Source organism: Micromonospora sp. NPDC018662, assembly GCF_044391475.1.
GTDB lineage: Bacteria > Actinomycetota > Actinomycetes > Mycobacteriales > Micromonosporaceae > Micromonospora.
On sequence record NZ_JBISAC010000006.1, the window covers coordinates 17,006 to 33,599 of the forward strand.

The following is a 16,594-nucleotide window of genomic DNA, read 5'->3' on the forward strand; positions in this document are numbered from 1 at the left end:
TCAGGCTCCTTCCGGGAGGCCGCTGGTGAGGTGTGCCTGCCGTACCGCGAGGCGGTCGACCTTGCCGGTGGAGGTACGGGGGAACGGGGCGTCGACCACGCGGACCGTCTCCGGGATGGCGCCGCGCGGGAGCACCCCGGCGCAGTGCCGGCGCAGGCCGAGACTGTTCAGACCGGTGCCGGGCCGGCGGTGGACCACGGCGTGCAGCCGCGACCCGACCAGCGCGTCGGGCACCGCGAGCACCACGGCGTCGGCCGCGTCGGGGTGGTCGAGCAGCGTCTGCTCCACCTCGGCCAGGTCCACGCCGACACCGCGGACCTTCACCCGGTGGTCGTCGCGGCCGACCAGGAACAGCCGCCCGTCGGCGTCCCGGCGGACCAGGTCCCCGCTGCGGTACCAGGCCGGTCCCGGCCGGCCGGACGGGTCCGGGCCGAACCGGCCGCTGGCCGCGGCGGCGCCCAGGTAGCCGCCGCTCTGGAACGGGGTACGCACCCACAGTTCGCCGGCGCCCGGTCCGTCGACGAGCGCCCCGTCCGGGCCGACCACCGCGGCGTCCACCCCGGGCAGGGGCTCGCCCAGCGGCACCGGCCCGTCGAGCGGGCCCGTGCGGTCCACCTCGTGCAGGAAGCTGTCGTTGGTCTCGGTGCAGCCGTACAGGTTGTAGAGGCGCGCCGACGGGAACGCGGTCGGCAGTCGGCGCAGCAGCCGGGCCGGCATCGTGTCGCCGGTGAAGATGACGTGCTCGACGTGCGGAAAGACGCGGGTGTCGCCGGCGGCGGCGGACGGGCCGGCGTCCGGGCCGGCGAGCAGGCCGAACAGCATCGGCACCGCCTGCACCACCGACACCCGTTCCCGGGCCACCAGGTCGGCCAGCGCCGCCGGCTGCAACGCCTGGTCCGGGTCGACCAGCACCACCGTGCCGCCCCGGCCCAGCGTGGTCCAGACGTCCAGCAGGCAGAGGTCGAAGTTGAGCGGCGCGTAGTTGAGCACCCGCACCCCGGGGCCGATACCGAACCGGTCCCCGGCCCAGCCGACGAACCGGTCCACGGCCGCGGCGTCGAGCGGGACGACCTTCGGCAGGCCGGTGGAGCCGGACGTGGTCAGCATGAACGAGGTGCCGGGTGGAACCCGGCCGGCCGGCACGTCGGGCAGCCGCAGGGTGTCCCGGGGCGACAGCACGTGCCGGCAGCCGGCCTGGCCGAACAGCTCGCGCAACGTCGCCGACGGCAGGCTGGCGGCGGGCAGCAGGAACGGCCGGCCGGCGCGCAGCACGCCGAGGATGGTGGCCACCGCCTCCGGCGACTTCTCGGCCAGCACGCCCACCGGCTCGTCGTCGGCCAGGTCGAGCGCCGCCAGCCGGTCGTGGGCCGCCGCGGCCAGGTCGACCAGGTCGCCGTAGCTGACCGTCCGGTCGCGCCAGACCAGCGCGGTCAGCCAGGGATGGGTACGGGCGGTGCGCGCGACGCTGTCCACCAGGGCGGAAGGCGCGGTCATGGCGGGTCCTCTCCGGGTCGGCACGGCGCTCACTCGTCCAGCAGCGCGACGGCCCGGGTCCAGCCGGCCCCCGCCCCCACCAGCCGCACCGGGAAACAGACCACCCGGAATCCGTACGGGGGCAGCGCCTCCAGGTTCGCCAGGCGTTCCACCTGGCAGTACTCCCGGTCCCGGCCGGCCACGTGCGCGGGCCAGAGCACCGCCGGGTCGGCGGTCTCCTGCCAGCGCCGCAGGATCGTCGGGAACGGGGCGTCGAGGCTGAACGCGTCAGTGCCGATGACCCGGACGCCGGCGTCGAGCAGCAGGTGCACCGCCGGCCCGTCGAGGCCGACGAAGTCGGTGAAGTAGCGGGCGGTGCCGGCCCAGGCGCTCGCGCCGGTCCGCAGCAGCACGATGTCCTGCGGCTCGGGCCGGCGGCCGATGCGGGCGAACTCCTTCTCCAGGTCCGCCACCCCGATCACGCCGGGCTCGTCGCGCGCCACGTCCAGCACCAGCCCCGGCCGGTGGAACCACTCCAGCGGCAACTGGTCGACGTGCCGGGGCACCCCGTCGCCGTACCCGGCCCGGCTGCCGTAGTGGGAGGGGGCGTCCACGTGGGTGCCGGTGTGACTGGTCAGCGTGAGCCGGTCCAGGGAGAGGAACTCGCCGTCGGGCAGCACGTCCGGGTCGAACTCCAGCCCGAAGTGCTCGCGCATCTCCGCGCTCATGTGCAGCGCGCCCTCGCGCGGGCTGAGCACCTCGTGCCCGACCGGGTCCGGCTCGTACGCCGACGCGTCGATCGGCGACGACAGGTCGATGATCCGCACAGTTACCTCCTCGGCTCCCGTCCACGGTCGCGGTGCGGGCTCGAGGGGCGTTGGAAGCCGGGTGGACGGCCGGGGTCACGGCCTCCGCCGGGGCGCGGTCGGGTGACGCCGGGACGGCGCGGGCGTGGCGGAGGGCCTCGCGATGGCGGATCGGCCCGAGAGAAAAGGCGGGGACACGCGTCCCCCGCCACCACCACCATATAGCGGACCCCGGGTCTTGCGGCAAGGCCCCGGTGGGGGCGCAGAATGGCCGGCCGAAGCGATTCCCCTTCCCTGGAACACGGCCGCGAGGAGCGGCGGACGGGTCGTGCCCGCGTCCGCCCGGACCGGCCCGCCACCAGCGATGCCGCCCACCGGCCGACCGCCCGGCCGCAGATCGGAGCTGATTTCGTGAGTCAATCCGCCACCAGTGTCTTCGACCTTCCCGAGCGCCTGTCCGCGAAGGCCGATCCCGGCCTGATCGCCGCCGACGAGCGGCACTTCGCGACCATCGGGGAGAGCCTGCGCCGGTCGGTCGCCGAGCTGTCCGACCGGCTCGACGCCGAGCGCCGGGCCGCGGGCGGCAAGGGCCGGCAGGCCGTCGACCGGGACCAGGAGATCCGCCGGCTGGCCGCGCGGCTGCGGACCCTGCGCCGGTACGGCCTGGACCTGTGCCTGGGCCGGATGGTCGGGGCGGACGGCACCGACCCGGTGTACGTGGGCCGGCTCGGTCTCACCGACGGCGCGGGCGGCCGGCTGCTGCTGGACTGGCGCTCCCCGGCCGCCGAGCCGTTCTTCGGCGCGACCCACGCCAACCCGATGGGGCTGGCCAGCCGCCGCCGGTACCGCTGGACGCGGGGCCGGATCACCGACTACTGGGACGAGGTGTTCACCGCGGAGGGGCTGGCCGGGCACGCCGCGCTCGACGACCAGTCCGCGTTCGTCGCCAGCCTGGGCGACACCCGGTCGGCCCGGATGCGGGACGTGCTCGGCACCATCCAGGCCGACCAGGACGCCATCATCCGGGCCGGGTCCCGGGGCACGCTGGTGGTCGACGGCGGGCCGGGCACCGGCAAGACGGTGGTCGCGCTGCACCGCACCGCGTACCTGCTGCACGCCGACCCGCGGTTGGGTGAGCGCCGGGGCGGCGTGTTGTTCGTCGGCCCGCACCAGCCCTACCTGAGCTACGTCGCCGACGTGCTGCCCAGCCTCGGCGAGGAGGACGTGCAGATCTGCACGCTGCGCGACCTGGTGCCGGAGGGCGCGGCGGCGACGGCCGAGACCGACCCGGCGGTGGCCCGGCTGAAGTCGTCCGCGGAGCTGGTCCGGGCCGTCGACGCGGCGGTGCGGTTCTACGAGGAGCCGCCGACGACCGGGATGACGGTCGGCGTCGAGGACGCCGAGCTGCGCCTGACCGCCGACGACTGGGCGGACGCGTTCACGGCGGCCGGGCCCGGCGCCCCGCACAACGAGGCGCGGGACGACGTGTGGGAGGAGCTGCTCACCATCCTGCTGGAGCGCTACCGAGGCGACGGGCCGGAACACGCGGTCCGGCGGTCACTGGCCGGCAACCGGGACCTGGCCACCGCGTTCGGTCGGGCGTGGCCGCTGCTCGACCCGGCCGACGTGGTGGCGGACCTCTGGTCGGTGCCGGCCTACCTGCGCCGGTGCGCCCCGTGGCTGAGCGTCGACGAGATCCGTACGCTGTGCCGTGCCGACGCCCGCGCCTGGACGGTCGCCGACCTGCCGCTGCTGGACGCGGCGCGGCAGCGGGTCGGCGACCCGGCGGCCGCCCGGCGGCGACGCCGCAACGCCGCGGCCCTGGCCGCGCAGCGGGAGCGGATGGACACGGTCGTCGACGCCCTGATCGCCACGCACGCCTACGACGACGGCGAGGGCCTGATGACCATGCTGCGCGGCGAGGACATGCGGACCAGCCTGGTCGACTCCAGCGTGCTCGCCGTCGCCGACCCGGACCTGCTGGCCGGCCCGTTCGCGCACGTGGTGGTGGACGAGGCGCAGGAGCTGACCGACGCGCAGTGGCAGATGCTGCTGTCGCGCTGCCCGTCGCGCAGCTTCACCGTGGTCGGCGACCGGGCCCAGGCCCGGCACGGGTTCACCGAGTCCTGGCGGGAGCGGCTGGAACGGGCCGGTCTCGACCGGATCACGGTGGCCTCGCTGACCGTCAACTACCGCACCCCGGCGCAGGTCATGGCCGCGGCCGAACCGGTCATCCGGGCCATCCTCCCGGACGCCAACGTGCCGACGTCCATCCGCACCGGCGACCTGCCGGTGCGGTACGGCGACCGGTCGGAGCTGGCCGCGGTGGTGGACGACTGGCTCGCCGCCCACCCCGAGGGGACCGCCTGCGTCATCGGCGAGCCCGCGTACCCGGCCTCGGCCCGGGTCCGGTCGCTGACCCCGGAGCTGGCCAAGGGGCTGGAGTTCGACCTGGTCGTACTCGTCGACACGGCGGCGTTCGGCGACGGCGTCGAGGGCGCGGTGGACCGCTACGTCGCGATGACCCGGGCGACCCGGCAGCTCGTGGTGCTCGGCTGAGCGCCGACGGCGGGGCGGCGACGGGCCGTCCCGCCGCCGGCGCCCGTCCGCCGTCAGCGGGCCAGCAGCGCGCGCAGCGCGGCGCTGACCTCGGCCGGCGCCGACTCCGCCAGGAAGTGCCCGGCGGAGGTGGTGCGGTGCTCCAGGTCCGGGGCCCAGGCCCGCCACAGCGCCGCCGCGTCGTAGCCGAGCGTCGCGCCCCAGTCCTGCTGGACCACCGTGACCGGCATGGTCAGCCGCCGCCCGGCCGCCCGGTCCGCCCGGTCGTGCGCGACGTCGATCCCGGCCGACGCGCGGTAGTCGGCGACGATCGAGTCGACCGCCTCCCGGGAGGCCCGCAGGTACTCGGCGCGCACGTCGGCCGGGATCGCCGCCGGGTCGCTGCCCCAGGCGTCGAGGAAGTGCCCGAAGAAGTCGTCCGCGCTGGCCGAGATCATCCGCTCGGGCAGGCCGGGCGGCTGCGCCATCAGGTAGAGGTGGAACGCGACCGACGCGGACGCGCCGTGCAGCACCTCCCACATGTCGAGGGTGGGCAGGACGTCCAGCGACGCCAGGTGGGTGACCGCGTCCGGGTGGTCGAGGCCGGCGCGGACCGCGACCAGGGCGCCCCGGTCGTGGCCGGCCAGCGCGAACCGCTCGTGGCCGAGCGCCCGGGCCAGCGCCACCACGTCGGCGGCCATGGTCCGCTTCGCGTACGTGTCCTCGTCGCGCGCGGCCGGCTTGTCGCTGGCCCCGTAGCCGCGCAGGTCCGGGCAGATGACGGTGTGGTCGGCGGCCAGGTCGGCGGCGACGTGCCGCCACATCAGGTGGGTCTGCGGGAAGCCGTGCAGCAGCACGATCGGGCGGCCGGCGCCGCCCACGGCCACGTGCAGCGCCACGCCGTCGGCGACGGTGACCCGTCGCGTGTCGAATCCGGCGATGGTGGAGGTCATCGGTCGTTCCTTTCTCCGCTCAACTGGTGCCCGACCAGCGTCGCCGCGCCGGATGAGCAACCGATGAGCGCGGTACGGTGGCCCGGTCGGAGAGGGGACGGTCGGTGCAGGTCAGCGTCGGTGTGCTCGGTCCGGTGACGGCCTGGGACGACACCGGCGCGCCGGTCGACCTCAGGGGTCCCCGGCACCGCGCGGTGCTGGCCCGGCTGGTCGTGGCCCGAGGTCGGGTGGTGCCGGTCGGGCACCTCGTCGAGGACCTGTGGGACGACCCGCCGGTCGGCGCGGTCGGCGCGGTCCGCACGTTCGTGGCGGCGCTGCGCCGCGGTCTGGAACCGCACCGTCCGCCACGGCAGCCGGCCCGGCTGCTGGTCACCGACGGACCGGGGTACGCGCTGCGCGCCGCCCCCGACACGGTCGACGCCTGGCGCTTCGAGACCGCGGTCACCGACGCCGCCGACGCGCTCCCCCGGCCCGCGCTCGACCGGCTCGACGCGGCGCTGGCCCTGTGGCGCGGGCCCGGGTACGCCGACGTCGACCGGCCGTGGGCGCACGCCGAACGCGCCCGGCTCGACCAGGTGCGGCTGACCGCTGTGGAACGGCGGGCCGAGGCGCTGCTCACGCTCGGGCGGGCCGCCGACGCCGTACCGGATCTGGACGCCCACGTCGCGGACCACCCGTGGCGGGAGGACGGCTGGCGGCTGCTGGCGCTGGCGCTCTACCGCGCCGGGCGGCAGGCCGACGCGCTCGCGGTCCTGCGCCGGGCCCGCGAGCTGCTGCGCGACCAACTCGGCCTGGACCCCGGCCCGCGGCTGCGCCGGCTGGAGACCGACCTGTTACGCCAGGCCGACCCGGAGCCGGCCGGTCCGGCGCACGTCTGGGCGGAGGCCGCCGCGGCGTACGAGCGCAGCGTGGTGCCGGGCGCGCGGGCCCGGTTGGAGTCCACCGTCGGCCTGCTGCGCAGCCTCGCGGTGACCGGGCCGGGCGGCCTGGTCGCGGCCCGCGACCAGCGACTGGCGACCATCGACGCGGCCGAGCAGCTCGGCGACCCGGACCTCACCGCGCGGGTGATCGGCGGCTACGACGTGCCGGCGATCTGGACCCGGTCGGACGACCCGGAGCACGCGGCCCGGGTGGTGACGGCGGCGGAACGGGCACTCGCCGGCCTGGGCCCGGACGCGCCGGAGACGACCCGGGCGCGGCTGCTCGCCACCGTCGCGGTCGAGTCGCGGGGTCTGTCGTCGACGCGGGGGCCCGGGGCGGCACGGGAGGCCGAGGCGGTGGCCCGGCGGCTGGCCGACCCGGCGCTGCTGGCCCAGGCGCTCAACGGCGTGTTCCTCCAGACGTTCCACCGCGCCGGGCTGGCCGCCGACCGGGACGCGACCGGTGCGGAACTGGTGGCGCTGGCCGCCCGGCACGGCCTGGCCCCGGTCGAGATCCTCGGTCACCTGATCCGGATGCAGGCCCGGGGCGCGCTCGCCGACTTCGCCGGCGCCGACGCGCACGCGGACGCCGCGGACCGGCTCGCCGCCCGGCACGAGTCCCCGCTCACCGGCGTGTTCACCACCTGGTACCGGGCCATGCGGACCGCGGCGGCCGGCGCGCCGTACCCGCGGGCCGAGGCCGCCTACCGGTCGGCCGCGCCCCGGCTGGCCGGCTGCGGCATGCCCGGCGTGGAGCGCGGCCTGCTCCCGTTGGCGCTGCTGTGCCTGCGGGTGTGGCACGACCTGCCGGCCGACTTCCCCGACGACACCGACTGGGGCCCGTACGCGCCGTGGGCCCGCCCGCTGCTCCTGCTCGCCGCGGACCGCCCCGCCGACGCCGCCGCCGCGCTGCGCCGGACCCCCGCGCCCCCGCCCGACCTGCTGCTCGAAGCGCTGTGGTGCCTCACCGGCCGGGCCGCGGTGGCGCTCGACGACCGGGCCGCGATGCGGCGGGCCCGGGCCGCGCTCACCCCGGCGGCGCACGAGCTGGCCGGCGCGGGCAGCGGCATGCTCACCGCCGGGCCGGTCGCCGCGCACCTCGCCCGGCTCGACGCCGCGCTCCGGTCCGCATGAGCGCGGTCGCGGGCGGACGCGGGCCCTCGGCCGCGCCGGACCGCCGCCCCGGGGGCTGCCGGTCCCCGGCCCTGCCCGCCTCTGACGCGGATGGCCGGCGGCCGGGCTAGGGTGCGGCGATGGACGAGCTGAGGCACCTGTTCCGGCGGGCCGCCGACCACGCCGCCGACTACCGGCGGTCGCTGCCGGAGCGGCCGGTCGGCGTACCTGTCGACCAGGCCGCGCTGACCCGGGCGTTCGCCACCGGGCTGCCGGCCGCGCCCACGCCCCCGGAGCGGGTGCTGGCCGAGCTGGTGGCTGCCGCCGACCCGGGGCTGGTCGCCACCGCCGGGCCGCGCTACTTCGGCTTCGTGGTCGGCGGCGCGTCCCCGGCGGCCACCGCCGCCGACATGCTCGCCGCCGGCTGGGACCAGATCGCGTTCAACGCGGTCACCTCGCCGGCCGCGGTGGCCGCCGAGACCGCCGCCGGCACCTGGCTCAAGGAGCTGCTGGGCCTGCCGACGGCGGCGTCGGTCGGCTTCGTCACCGGCGGCCAGGCCGCCAACACCGCCGGGCTCGCCGCGGCCCGGCACCGGGTGCTCGCCGACGCCGGCTGGGACGTGGAACGGCGTGGCCTGCTCGGGGCGCCGCCGGTGCGAGTGCTCGCCGGCGCCGAACGGCACGCCACCGTCGACCGGTCGCTGCGCCTGCTCGGCCTCGGCACGGACGCGCTGCGCGAGGTGCCGACCGGCCCGCAGGGCGCGATCGACCCGGACGCGCTGGCGGCGGCGCTGCGCGACGCCGGGCCCGGCCCCACCGTCGTCTGCCTCCAGGCCGGCAACGTGAACACCGGCGCCTGCGACGAGCTGCGCCGCACCTGCGACCTGGTCCACCGGCACGGCGGCTGGGTGCACGTGGACGGCGCGTTCGGGCTGTGGGCCGCCGCCAGCCCGGCCACCCGGCACCTGGTGGACGGCATCGAGGCGGCCGACTCGTGGGCCTGCGACGGCCACAAGTGGCTGAACCTGCCGTACGACACCGCGTTCGCGTTCTGCGCCCGGCCCGACGTGCACGCGGCGGCAATGTCGTACGCGGCCGCGTACCTCGTGGGTTCCGGTGGGGTGCCGGCGGGCGCGGACCTGACCGCGGAGTCCTCACGCCGCGCCCGTGGCTTCGCGGTCTGGGCCGGCCTGCGGGAGCTGGGCCGCGACGGCGTCGCCGCGCTGGTGGACAGGTGCTGCGCGCTGGCCCGCCGGTTCGCCGAGGGGTTGACCGCGGCCGGGTTCGAGGTGGTCAACGACGTGGTCCTCAACCAGGTGCTGGTCGGCTTCGGCGACGACACGCGCACCGACCGGGTGGTGGCGGCGGTGCAGGCCGACGGTACGTGCTGGGTGGGCGGGACGACGTGGCGGGGCCGGCGGTTGATGCGGATCTCGGTGTCGAACGCGACCACCACGGCGGCGGACGTGGACCGGTCGGTGGCGGCGATCACCCGGCTCGCCCGCTGAGACACCCACACACGATCGGACGCCGCGTCTCATCGCCCGAGGTGGGTGAACGCGGCCCAGGCCAGCGGTCGGGCGTTGTCGTCCCGACCGCACTGGGACGCCAACGCGGCGGGCATACCGGGTGGCGGTTCCCGGCCCGGGTCCAACATCCACAACTGCGCGCGGTGCAGCGCTTCGGCCGGCCGGCATCCGTCCTCGTACAGGTGGTGGTGCACGAGATACATCAGCAGCGAGGTGCCGACATCGGGCACCGACCACAGCGAGCCGAAGACGGTCTGCGCGCCGGCTGCCAGAAATGCCGTGGCCAGGCTGAACGCCTCGTCGTGGAGGCCGCCGACCAGGTTCGTGGTGCAGGCCGCGAGGAAGACCTGCCCCAGCTCCAGACCGGCGAGCCGGGACGTCTCCAGAAGCTGGCGGGCGGGCAGCCGGCCGCCGGCCAACGCGAGCCAGGAGTCAGCGGGACGAGCCGGGTCGACCTGGCCGTGGCACGCCAGGTGCAGCAGGATCGGTCCCGGCGCGGTTCGTAGCCACGCCAACACCTCGTCCGGGCGGGCGACCCGGTCCGGATCCGCCGACGGGCCGCCGAGGTACCGCCCCAGCGGATGGAACCGCCGGTGGATGGCGCGCGCTTCGGCACCGGCGAACGGCAGGTCCCCCAGCGGATCCCCGACCACGAGGGCCGACCGGATCGGGGCCTGCGGGCGGATCGCCGACCCGCAGAGCATCCGCGCCGACGGACTGTAGGAGATGACCAGATCCTGCACCGCGTACCGGCGACCCGAGGGGGTTTCCCGGTAGGCGGCGTGCCACGGCACGAGGCCGAGAACACCCATCGGCACGACGACGACCCGGGCCGGGCCGTCGGCGCGCATGGTCCGGGTGGCGTCGACGACCCGTCCCATCGCGGCCCGCCAGGCCCACCGGCACAGGTCATCGAGCGGCGTCCCAGCCATGGTGGAGCCTGCCTCACCCGCAGGGCCGGCGTCCCGTTCCCTCCCCGAACCGGTGTCCCGACGGCGCGCGGCCCGTCCGACGCCGAGCCCGACGCCCAGCAGCGCGCGCACCGGGGACCCGTCGCCGGCGACGAGGTGCGGCAACTCGATCAGGTCGATCCTTCCCCGAGCCGGTACGACGACCGCGAAACCTGGCGCCGGGTGGGCGGCCGGCACCAGATAGACCAGGGCGTCCAGGTCCAACTCGGCCAGCGCAGCACGCACGTCGTCGAGCCGCACCGGCGTCCACGGGTCGTACCCCCGGTCCTCCAGGACACGCAGCACGCGCGGACGCAGGTCGTCGGGGATCTCGCCGGCCCTCGCAACGGCGTCGAGGGGGTCACCGGTCCCCTGGTCGCGTCCCAGTCCTGCGGTGTCCCGCCACTCCTGCGCCAGCTCGGGGCATCCGGCCTCGTCGAGCAGGTCGGCAACGGTGCGGGACCCGGTCGCGGCGTGCAGGACGAGCCCTCGCCCCGCGTCCAGGGCGGCCACCAGGTCGTCGTCGGCCTGGTCCTGCAGGCACCACCGGACGACTGTGGTCGCGTCCGCCGCGACTGCCCGGACCGCGTCCATGGCCTGGTCCGTACCGGCCTGCAGCAGGACGCGCCGGGCGTGGCCGTGCAGGGCGGCCAGCCCGAGCCGGCGGGTGTGGGCCCGATCGGGGTGGCCGGCCAGCCGGAGCGCCCGCGCGTGATCACGGGTCAGGTCGATCCACAACAGGTCCTCCGGGCCGACCTCAGCCGTCGCCGCCCGCAGGTGTTCGGCGGCACGCGCGGCAGCGGCCCGACCCGGGTGCGCCAACTCGGCCTGCGCCGCCAGCTTCAGGCATCCCACCCGCGCCGCGTGTCCCGGCGGCAGCCGGCCGGCGAGGTCGGCGAGATGGTCGGCCCACCTGCGCAGCAACGACCGGTCACCGCGCCGCTCGGCGGCGTACACCTGGGTGGCGGCGACCATCACCGTGGACATCACCGCGTGCTGCGACAGCGGTCCGGCCGGCAGCCGGACCGGCGCCCGGGGCGTCACCTGCCCGGTGCCGGAAATCAGCGCCACCGCCTCGCGGAGGGCTCGGACCAGCGGTGCCAGCGCGAGGTCACCGTGGTGCCCGTGCCGCAGCGTGGTCGCCTGCTCGACCGCCTTCCGCATACCGTCAAGATCGCCCCGATAGCCGCGACCGGCGGCCGCCATCAACAGCGACATGACACGCGCGTCGATGGATCCGACATGCGCACTCCCACGGTCGTCGACCGCGGCCGCGGAGCTGGTTGCCAGGTCGAGCGCGGCACCGTAACCACGCAGGTCGCCCAGGCGGGAGGCCCTGGCGTTCAGGACGTAGGACAGCACCGTCCGCAGTCGTGGTCCCTCCGCTCGCATCAGCGCCTCGTTCCGTTCGGCGCGCAGCAACGCGTCCATGCCCGCGTCGGAGCCCTGCTCGGCCGCGATGGCCGCGCTGTACTGGGCCAGCAATCCCTCCGCCATGTCCAGTAATCCAACGACCAGCGGAGGCACCGCGTCGCCGGGCGACCGGGCCAGCGCGAACAACCGACGAAGCTTGGCCATGTCCACCCCTCCCCCGACCGTTCCGAAGTGGCCGAACTCGCCGCAGATCATGACCGCGGCCAGTTCGGCGCGTCGGACGGGATCGGCGGAGCCGGGATCGCGCAGCGCGTGGTCCGCGTCGTCCAGCGCCGCGCGCAGGCGTTCGAGGCCGGCGCCGGCATCGCGGCCCCGCACGACGCCGTCCGTGTGCACCTCGTTCGCGACCACGATGCGGAGCATGTGCGCCGCCAGCAGGTCGTCCTCCGCCTGGCCGGAGGCGGCGACCGCGTCGTCCGCCCACCGCACGGCGCGCTCGAGATCCTCGGACGCGCCGGCGAGCTGCCACCTCAGCAGATGTGTCTTTCCGAGCTGGTGCCATACCGGCGCCGGGTCGGCCACGAAGGGAAGCGCCCCGGTCAGCAGGTCGACGGCTTCGGCGAGGCCGTGCGGCTGGCCGGTGCGGGTCGCCTCGTCCCGCAGCAGTTCCGCCAGGTCGAGGTGCACGGCAGGGTCGGGTCCGCTCTCCTGCACCGTCCGCCAGGCCGAGATGGCGGCCGTCAGGTCGGCCGGGTCCTCGTCGAGCGCCCAGAGGACCTGGTGGGCGGTGCCGAGGACACGGTGCAGCGGAAGCCAGTCGGGTGTTCCGGGGACGCACGCGTCGAGGGCGCGCCCCGCCACCGACACCGCCCGTTCGACACTCGTCCGGTCCTCCCGGAGCCCGGCCAGCTCCAGATGGGCTGCGGCGAGGTCCAGGGCGGCGTCGGCGAAGTACGGGTCGGTCTCGACCGGGAGCCGACCGAGCGCGTCAGCGAGGACGGCGATGCCCTGGTCCAGGTCTTCCAGTCGCCTCCCGCCCTGGTCGTACCGGGCGAGCAGCGCCATCCCGAGCATCGCGCGGACGTGAGCGGCCGGCTCCGGGGACGCGGATGCCACGTCGATGTCCCGTAACGCGGCCACCATCTCGTCCACGTCATCCGCGACGCCCGCCAGCGGACGCGCGGGGTCCGTCAGCCGCGCCCAGTAGCGATCCCAGATGGCCTCGGCCAGATCGATTGCCAGGTCGTCGCGGCCCGGGTCGTCCGCCGGCCAGTGGCGGTACGCCTCGACCAGCTCCGTGACGAACGCGTCGTGGTCGATGGTCATCGCGCGGCCTCGGGCACCTCGGTCACCACCGGCAGGACGGCTGTCACCCAGTCGCAGGCGCCTGCCTCCGCCGCACCCGCGTCGCGGTGCACGGCGGCCAGCCCGAGCCGCCCGAGGAGGCCGCTCACCGCCAGTGGCGCCCGGGTGCGTCCCGGCCACACCTGGTCCACCGCCGGCAACTCGAACGGCGACGAGGTGAACTCCTGTTCGGCGGCGAGAAGCACGAGCCAGTCGCGGGTCACGGCGCCGGGCGCCACCGGACGGCCGGGCGGCAGCCGCAGCTCGACGGGACGCCCGTGCAGCGCCGCGGCGGCGTGCCGGGGCGCGACATGGGCACCCGGAAAGAGGCCGGCGTGGACCCGGTGACGTTCGGTCACGTCGAGCAGCACGTAGTAGAGCCGCCGGTCGCCGTCGTTGCGCATCCGGACGAACACCGTGGGCGGCACCCATCCGCCGTTCTCCCGGCGATAGCGCAGATGCACCGCGCCGTCGCCGCCCGGCCGCAGCGGCGGCCGGTCCGCGGGCGCGACCACCTCCCCCGGCCCGGCCTCGACGAGCTCCAGCGACACGTCCTCGACCAGGGTCGAGACCGGGTTGACCAGCGACCGGACCCGTTTCACCCGGGCGAGGTGCTCCAGCACCGCGGCCACCCGCCGGCCACCGTCACGGGACACGTCGGTCAGGTCCGCGCAGAGCGGCGCGTCCTCCGCGTCGCAGACGCGTACCCGGTCCCGGTCGACGACGGTCAGGCGGAGCTCCGGCGTCCGCTGCCCGTCGTCGAGGGCGAGCACCCGGACGTGCGGCGACGCGCCACCCCCGGGCCCCGCCGTTTCCAGCGCGGTCAGCACCAGGTCCAGGGTGGGTCGGTGGCCGGCCTCCACCGCGACGGTGGTCGCCGGTGTGGGCACCCGGCTCAGCACCACCGGGTACTGCCGGTCGTCGTCGGGCTCCCAGCCGATGGGGCGTACGACACTTCGCTCGGGATGGATCCGCACGACACGTGCCTCGTGCAGGTCCGGCCCGGGAACGGCGACCCGGATGTCGTCGTCGCCGTGCGCCACGAGCCCATGGCAACTGCCGACGTCGATCTCCCAGTCGTGCCGGACCCGGCGCATCCGCATACCGGTGGCAGCGGGACTGATGTGGCCGCCGAGGAACGGCTGGTCGACGACGCCCGCAGTGACCGGCTCCAACTGCGGAACCTGCTGGTAGACGTATCGTTCCACCTCACACCGGGCGGCGGCCAGCAACTCGCGGTAGGTCGCAGAGGGCCCGAGCCGCCGCATCGCGCCGATCAGGGACCAGGTGAAGAGGCCGTGCGGTCGTCCCTCCACCCAGGTCTCGATCGCGGCCTCGAACGACCGACAGGCCGTCAGCACGACGTACTCCATCGGGGGCCGGGCTGCGGCGCGGAGCAGTTCCGGCAACAGCGCCTCGATCAGCGGCGCTTCCTTGACCGGCGGGAGGGATCGGCGCGGGTTACGGGTGGCACTCTGCGAGTGGCAACTGTCCAGCACCACCACCAGGTGGCAGCCGGTCGCGGCGATCTCGCCGAGGATCAGGGACAGCTCCTTGTCGTAGAGCTCGGGTACCCCGTCGGACCGGCTGTCGTGGCAGACCAGCGTCTGCATCTCCCCATTCGGCTCCAGGTGCCACAACTCGGCCGGGACCGGCGCACACGATCCGTGCCCGCTGAACCAGAACAGCGCGGTGTCCCCGGGCCCGGCCTCACCGAGATGGCCGCGAAGGCCCGCGATGACCGCCGCCCGGGTGGCCTGTCCGTCCCGCAGGACCCGGACCCGTGACGGGTCGTGCTCGGGATGCCGTTCGCGCAGAAACCGCTCGACGAGCAGGACGTCGTGGCCGGCTCCCTGCAAGGAGGTGGCGGCCCGATAGCTGTCGATCCCGACCAGGAGGGCGAAGACGCGCCGGCTCATCCGGCCTGCCCCGGCGGAACGTGGATCCAGGCGTGTTCGACGAACTGTTTCTCGGGCAGCTCGACGGCGACCTCGCGGAACTGGTCGGGCAGGGGCGGCAGCGCCGAGTGCCGCAAGACGTCGCGGTACAGCACATCCGGCACCCCGAGGACGTAGTCGACGCCGGGGTTGTCGCGCAGCGCGGCCCGCAGCGGCGGGCTGTCGAGGATCCGGTGCACGGCGATCGCCGCCGTGCCGACCCAGCCACTGTCCGCCGGCTTCATCAAGCCGCGGTGCAGGGCCACCCGCAGCCGCATCCGTTCGTCCGCCGTCAGGTCCTCGTTCGTCCGCCGCAACGCCTCGGCCAGGCCACCGACCAGACGCGGGATGACCTCGGACTCGTCGATGCCGACCGGAAGGACGGCGAACTGGCCGTCGCCCTGCGGCTGCACCGCGACGGCGGTCTCGTCGAGGCCCGCGGCGCGGCGCGCGTCGGCCAGTGCCCGCACCAGCCAGGACTGCGTACGCTCGGCCAGGTGGTTGGGTCGGCGGCTGTAGCTCGCCACGTCGGCGGCCATGCACAGGCGTACGGCCGCGACGCTCGGTTCGACCACGCCGGGCAGCGGCTCGTCGAACCTGACCGTGTCCTGCACGGCGGCTTGGTGCCGGACCGTCCGGCCACGTCCCGTGGCGGACGTCTCGACCCGCAGGCCGACGCGACCGGACAACGTCGTGGCGGATGCCGGCAGCTCCAGCATCGCGTGCATGCCGTAGGTCAGGGGCAGGAGGGCCCGACCGGCCGGATCCTCGTACGACCAGCCGAACCGGTGCCGGTACGCCCCGAACGACCAGGCCCGAGGTCTGTCGTTGCGGGGTGCCAACCGGAGCAGCCAGCCGGGGCGGGACGCGCCCGCGGTCACCGCCCGGTCGGCGGCGACCGTCAGCGGTCGGGGCGGCCCCAGCCCGTAGGCGAGGCCCAGTGCCCCGCCGTCGGCGTCGATCCGGACCGCGACCGCCTCCTCGTCGTCCAGGGTCACCTCGAAGCGGACCCCGGTGTAGCGCTGCCCGCCCGCCAACGCGTCCAGGTCGAACGCGACCACCATCCCGACGTAACGCCGCCCGGTCGCCTCGGCACGCAACCGGAGCGGCGCCGGAAGGTCGGCGGACGGAACGGGGAAGAGCAGCGGGCGACCGAAGCTCACCGAGGTCCGACCGGTGGGGGGCGCGGGATCGTCCGGGTCGCGGGGCCGCCCCGTCCAGAGCGCCGAACGCGCGAGCACGTCGGCCGGCCGCAGCGGGGCGTCCCCGAGCGTCACCTCGTCGCCGGTCATTGACCCTCCGCCCCTAACTGCCGCGCACGGATTACCGCGCGAGGACAAATACAAGTTCGTCACGTGTGCGTTACAGCCGGCCATGCCGTCATTCCACTTCCGGTAGGACACAGATCCTTGCCGCCCGAAAGCATCACCCAATGTCGAATGTCAGCCAGCCGACAATGAGGCGGATCATTCGGCCGATCACCGGTCCACCGCCCCGCGCGCCGTTCACGATGACCGGGCTCTCCTGGGAAGATCCCGTAGAAATCCGGGGTCTGCGGAATCCCGCCGTGCCAGGCTCGCCCGACGACGAGCATCGAGGAGCGAGAGTGGACACGCGGTCACCCCGGCCACCGGCACGGCCGGCGCCGTCGAACTGC

General features: G+C 75.6%; 9 protein-coding genes. 3 read left to right on the forward strand and 6 right to left on the reverse strand.

Annotated features, from left to right (window positions below):
- On the reverse strand, nt 1-1,494 hold the full coding sequence (locus ACH495_RS18940) for an AMP-binding protein (protein ID WP_396859033.1): 1,494 nt from the start codon (nt 1,492-1,494) through the stop codon (nt 1-3).
- Nucleotides 1,495-1,523: 29 nt separating this feature from the next.
- On the reverse strand, nt 1,524-2,300 hold the full coding sequence (locus tag ACH495_RS18945) for a cyclase family protein (RefSeq protein ID WP_396859034.1): 777 nt from the start codon (nt 2,298-2,300) through the stop codon (nt 1,524-1,526).
- 390 nt (nt 2,301-2,690) lie between these two features.
- On the opposite strand from ACH495_RS18945, the gene helR reads away from it, so the two are divergent.
- Nucleotides 2,691-4,838, forward strand: a complete 2,148-nt coding sequence (gene helR / locus ACH495_RS18950; protein WP_396859035.1) for an RNA polymerase recycling motor ATPase HelR — start codon at nt 2,691-2,693, stop codon at nt 4,836-4,838.
- A 53-nt stretch (nt 4,839-4,891) separates the two neighbouring features.
- On the opposite strand, the gene ACH495_RS18955 is transcribed toward helR, so the two are convergent.
- Entirely contained in the window at nt 4,892-5,770 is an 879-nt protein-coding gene (locus ACH495_RS18955) for an alpha/beta fold hydrolase (protein ID WP_396859036.1), read from the reverse strand.
- Between the two features lie 104 nt (nt 5,771-5,874).
- On the opposite strand from ACH495_RS18955, the gene ACH495_RS18960 reads away from it, so the two are divergent.
- Both ACH495_RS18960 and ACH495_RS18965 read left to right on the forward strand, forming a co-directional pair.
- Nucleotides 5,875-7,824, forward strand: coding sequence for a BTAD domain-containing putative transcriptional regulator (locus ACH495_RS18960; protein ID WP_396859037.1), 1,950 nt, complete (start codon nt 5,875-5,877; stop codon nt 7,822-7,824).
- Between the two features lie 119 nt (nt 7,825-7,943).
- The gene (locus ACH495_RS18965; RefSeq protein ID WP_396859038.1) at nt 7,944-9,311 is read left to right on the forward strand and encodes a pyridoxal phosphate-dependent decarboxylase family protein; all 1,368 of its coding nucleotides are present in this window, start codon (nt 7,944-7,946) and stop codon (nt 9,309-9,311) included.
- Nucleotides 9,312-9,340: 29 nt separating this feature from the next.
- Here the strand turns inward: ACH495_RS18965 and ACH495_RS18970 are convergent, their stop codons facing one another.
- Genes ACH495_RS18970 through ACH495_RS18980 form a run of 3 tightly spaced genes read right to left on the reverse strand, consistent with a single transcriptional unit; the run spans nt 9,341 to nt 16,229 of the window.
- Nucleotides 9,341-12,982 (reverse strand): CHAT domain-containing protein, encoded by a 3,642-nt coding sequence (locus ACH495_RS18970; RefSeq protein WP_396859039.1) that lies wholly within the window; start codon nt 12,980-12,982, stop codon nt 9,341-9,343.
- Nucleotides 12,979-14,919, reverse strand: coding sequence for a caspase domain-containing protein (locus ACH495_RS18975; protein WP_396859040.1), 1,941 nt, complete (start codon nt 14,917-14,919; stop codon nt 12,979-12,981). Before ACH495_RS18975 ends, ACH495_RS18970 begins: the two co-directional genes overlap by 4 nt.
- On the reverse strand, nt 14,916-16,229 hold the full coding sequence (locus ACH495_RS18980; RefSeq protein ID WP_396859041.1) for a hypothetical protein: 1,314 nt from the start codon (nt 16,227-16,229) through the stop codon (nt 14,916-14,918). The genes ACH495_RS18975 and ACH495_RS18980 overlap by 4 nt, the downstream gene beginning before the upstream one ends.
- Between the last annotated feature and the right edge of the window lie 365 nt (nt 16,230-16,594).

Coding starts and splice junctions, on each gene's coding strand:
- ACH495_RS18955 (WP_396859036.1), bottom strand. CDS start 5,770: ATGACCTCCACCATCGCCGGATTCGACACGCGACGGGTCACCGTCGCC.
- ACH495_RS18980 (WP_396859041.1), bottom strand. CDS start 16,229: ATGACCGGCGACGAGGTGACGCTCGGGGACGCCCCGCTGCGGCCGGCC.
- ACH495_RS18940 (WP_396859033.1), bottom strand. CDS start 1,494: ATGACCGCGCCTTCCGCCCTGGTGGACAGCGTCGCGCGCACCGCCCGT.
- ACH495_RS18965 (WP_396859038.1), top strand. CDS start 7,944: ATGGACGAGCTGAGGCACCTGTTCCGGCGGGCCGCCGACCACGCCGCC.
- ACH495_RS18970 (WP_396859039.1), bottom strand. CDS start 12,982: ATGACCATCGACCACGACGCGTTCGTCACGGAGCTGGTCGAGGCGTAC.
- ACH495_RS18975 (WP_396859040.1), bottom strand. CDS start 14,919: ATGAGCCGGCGCGTCTTCGCCCTCCTGGTCGGGATCGACAGCTATCGG.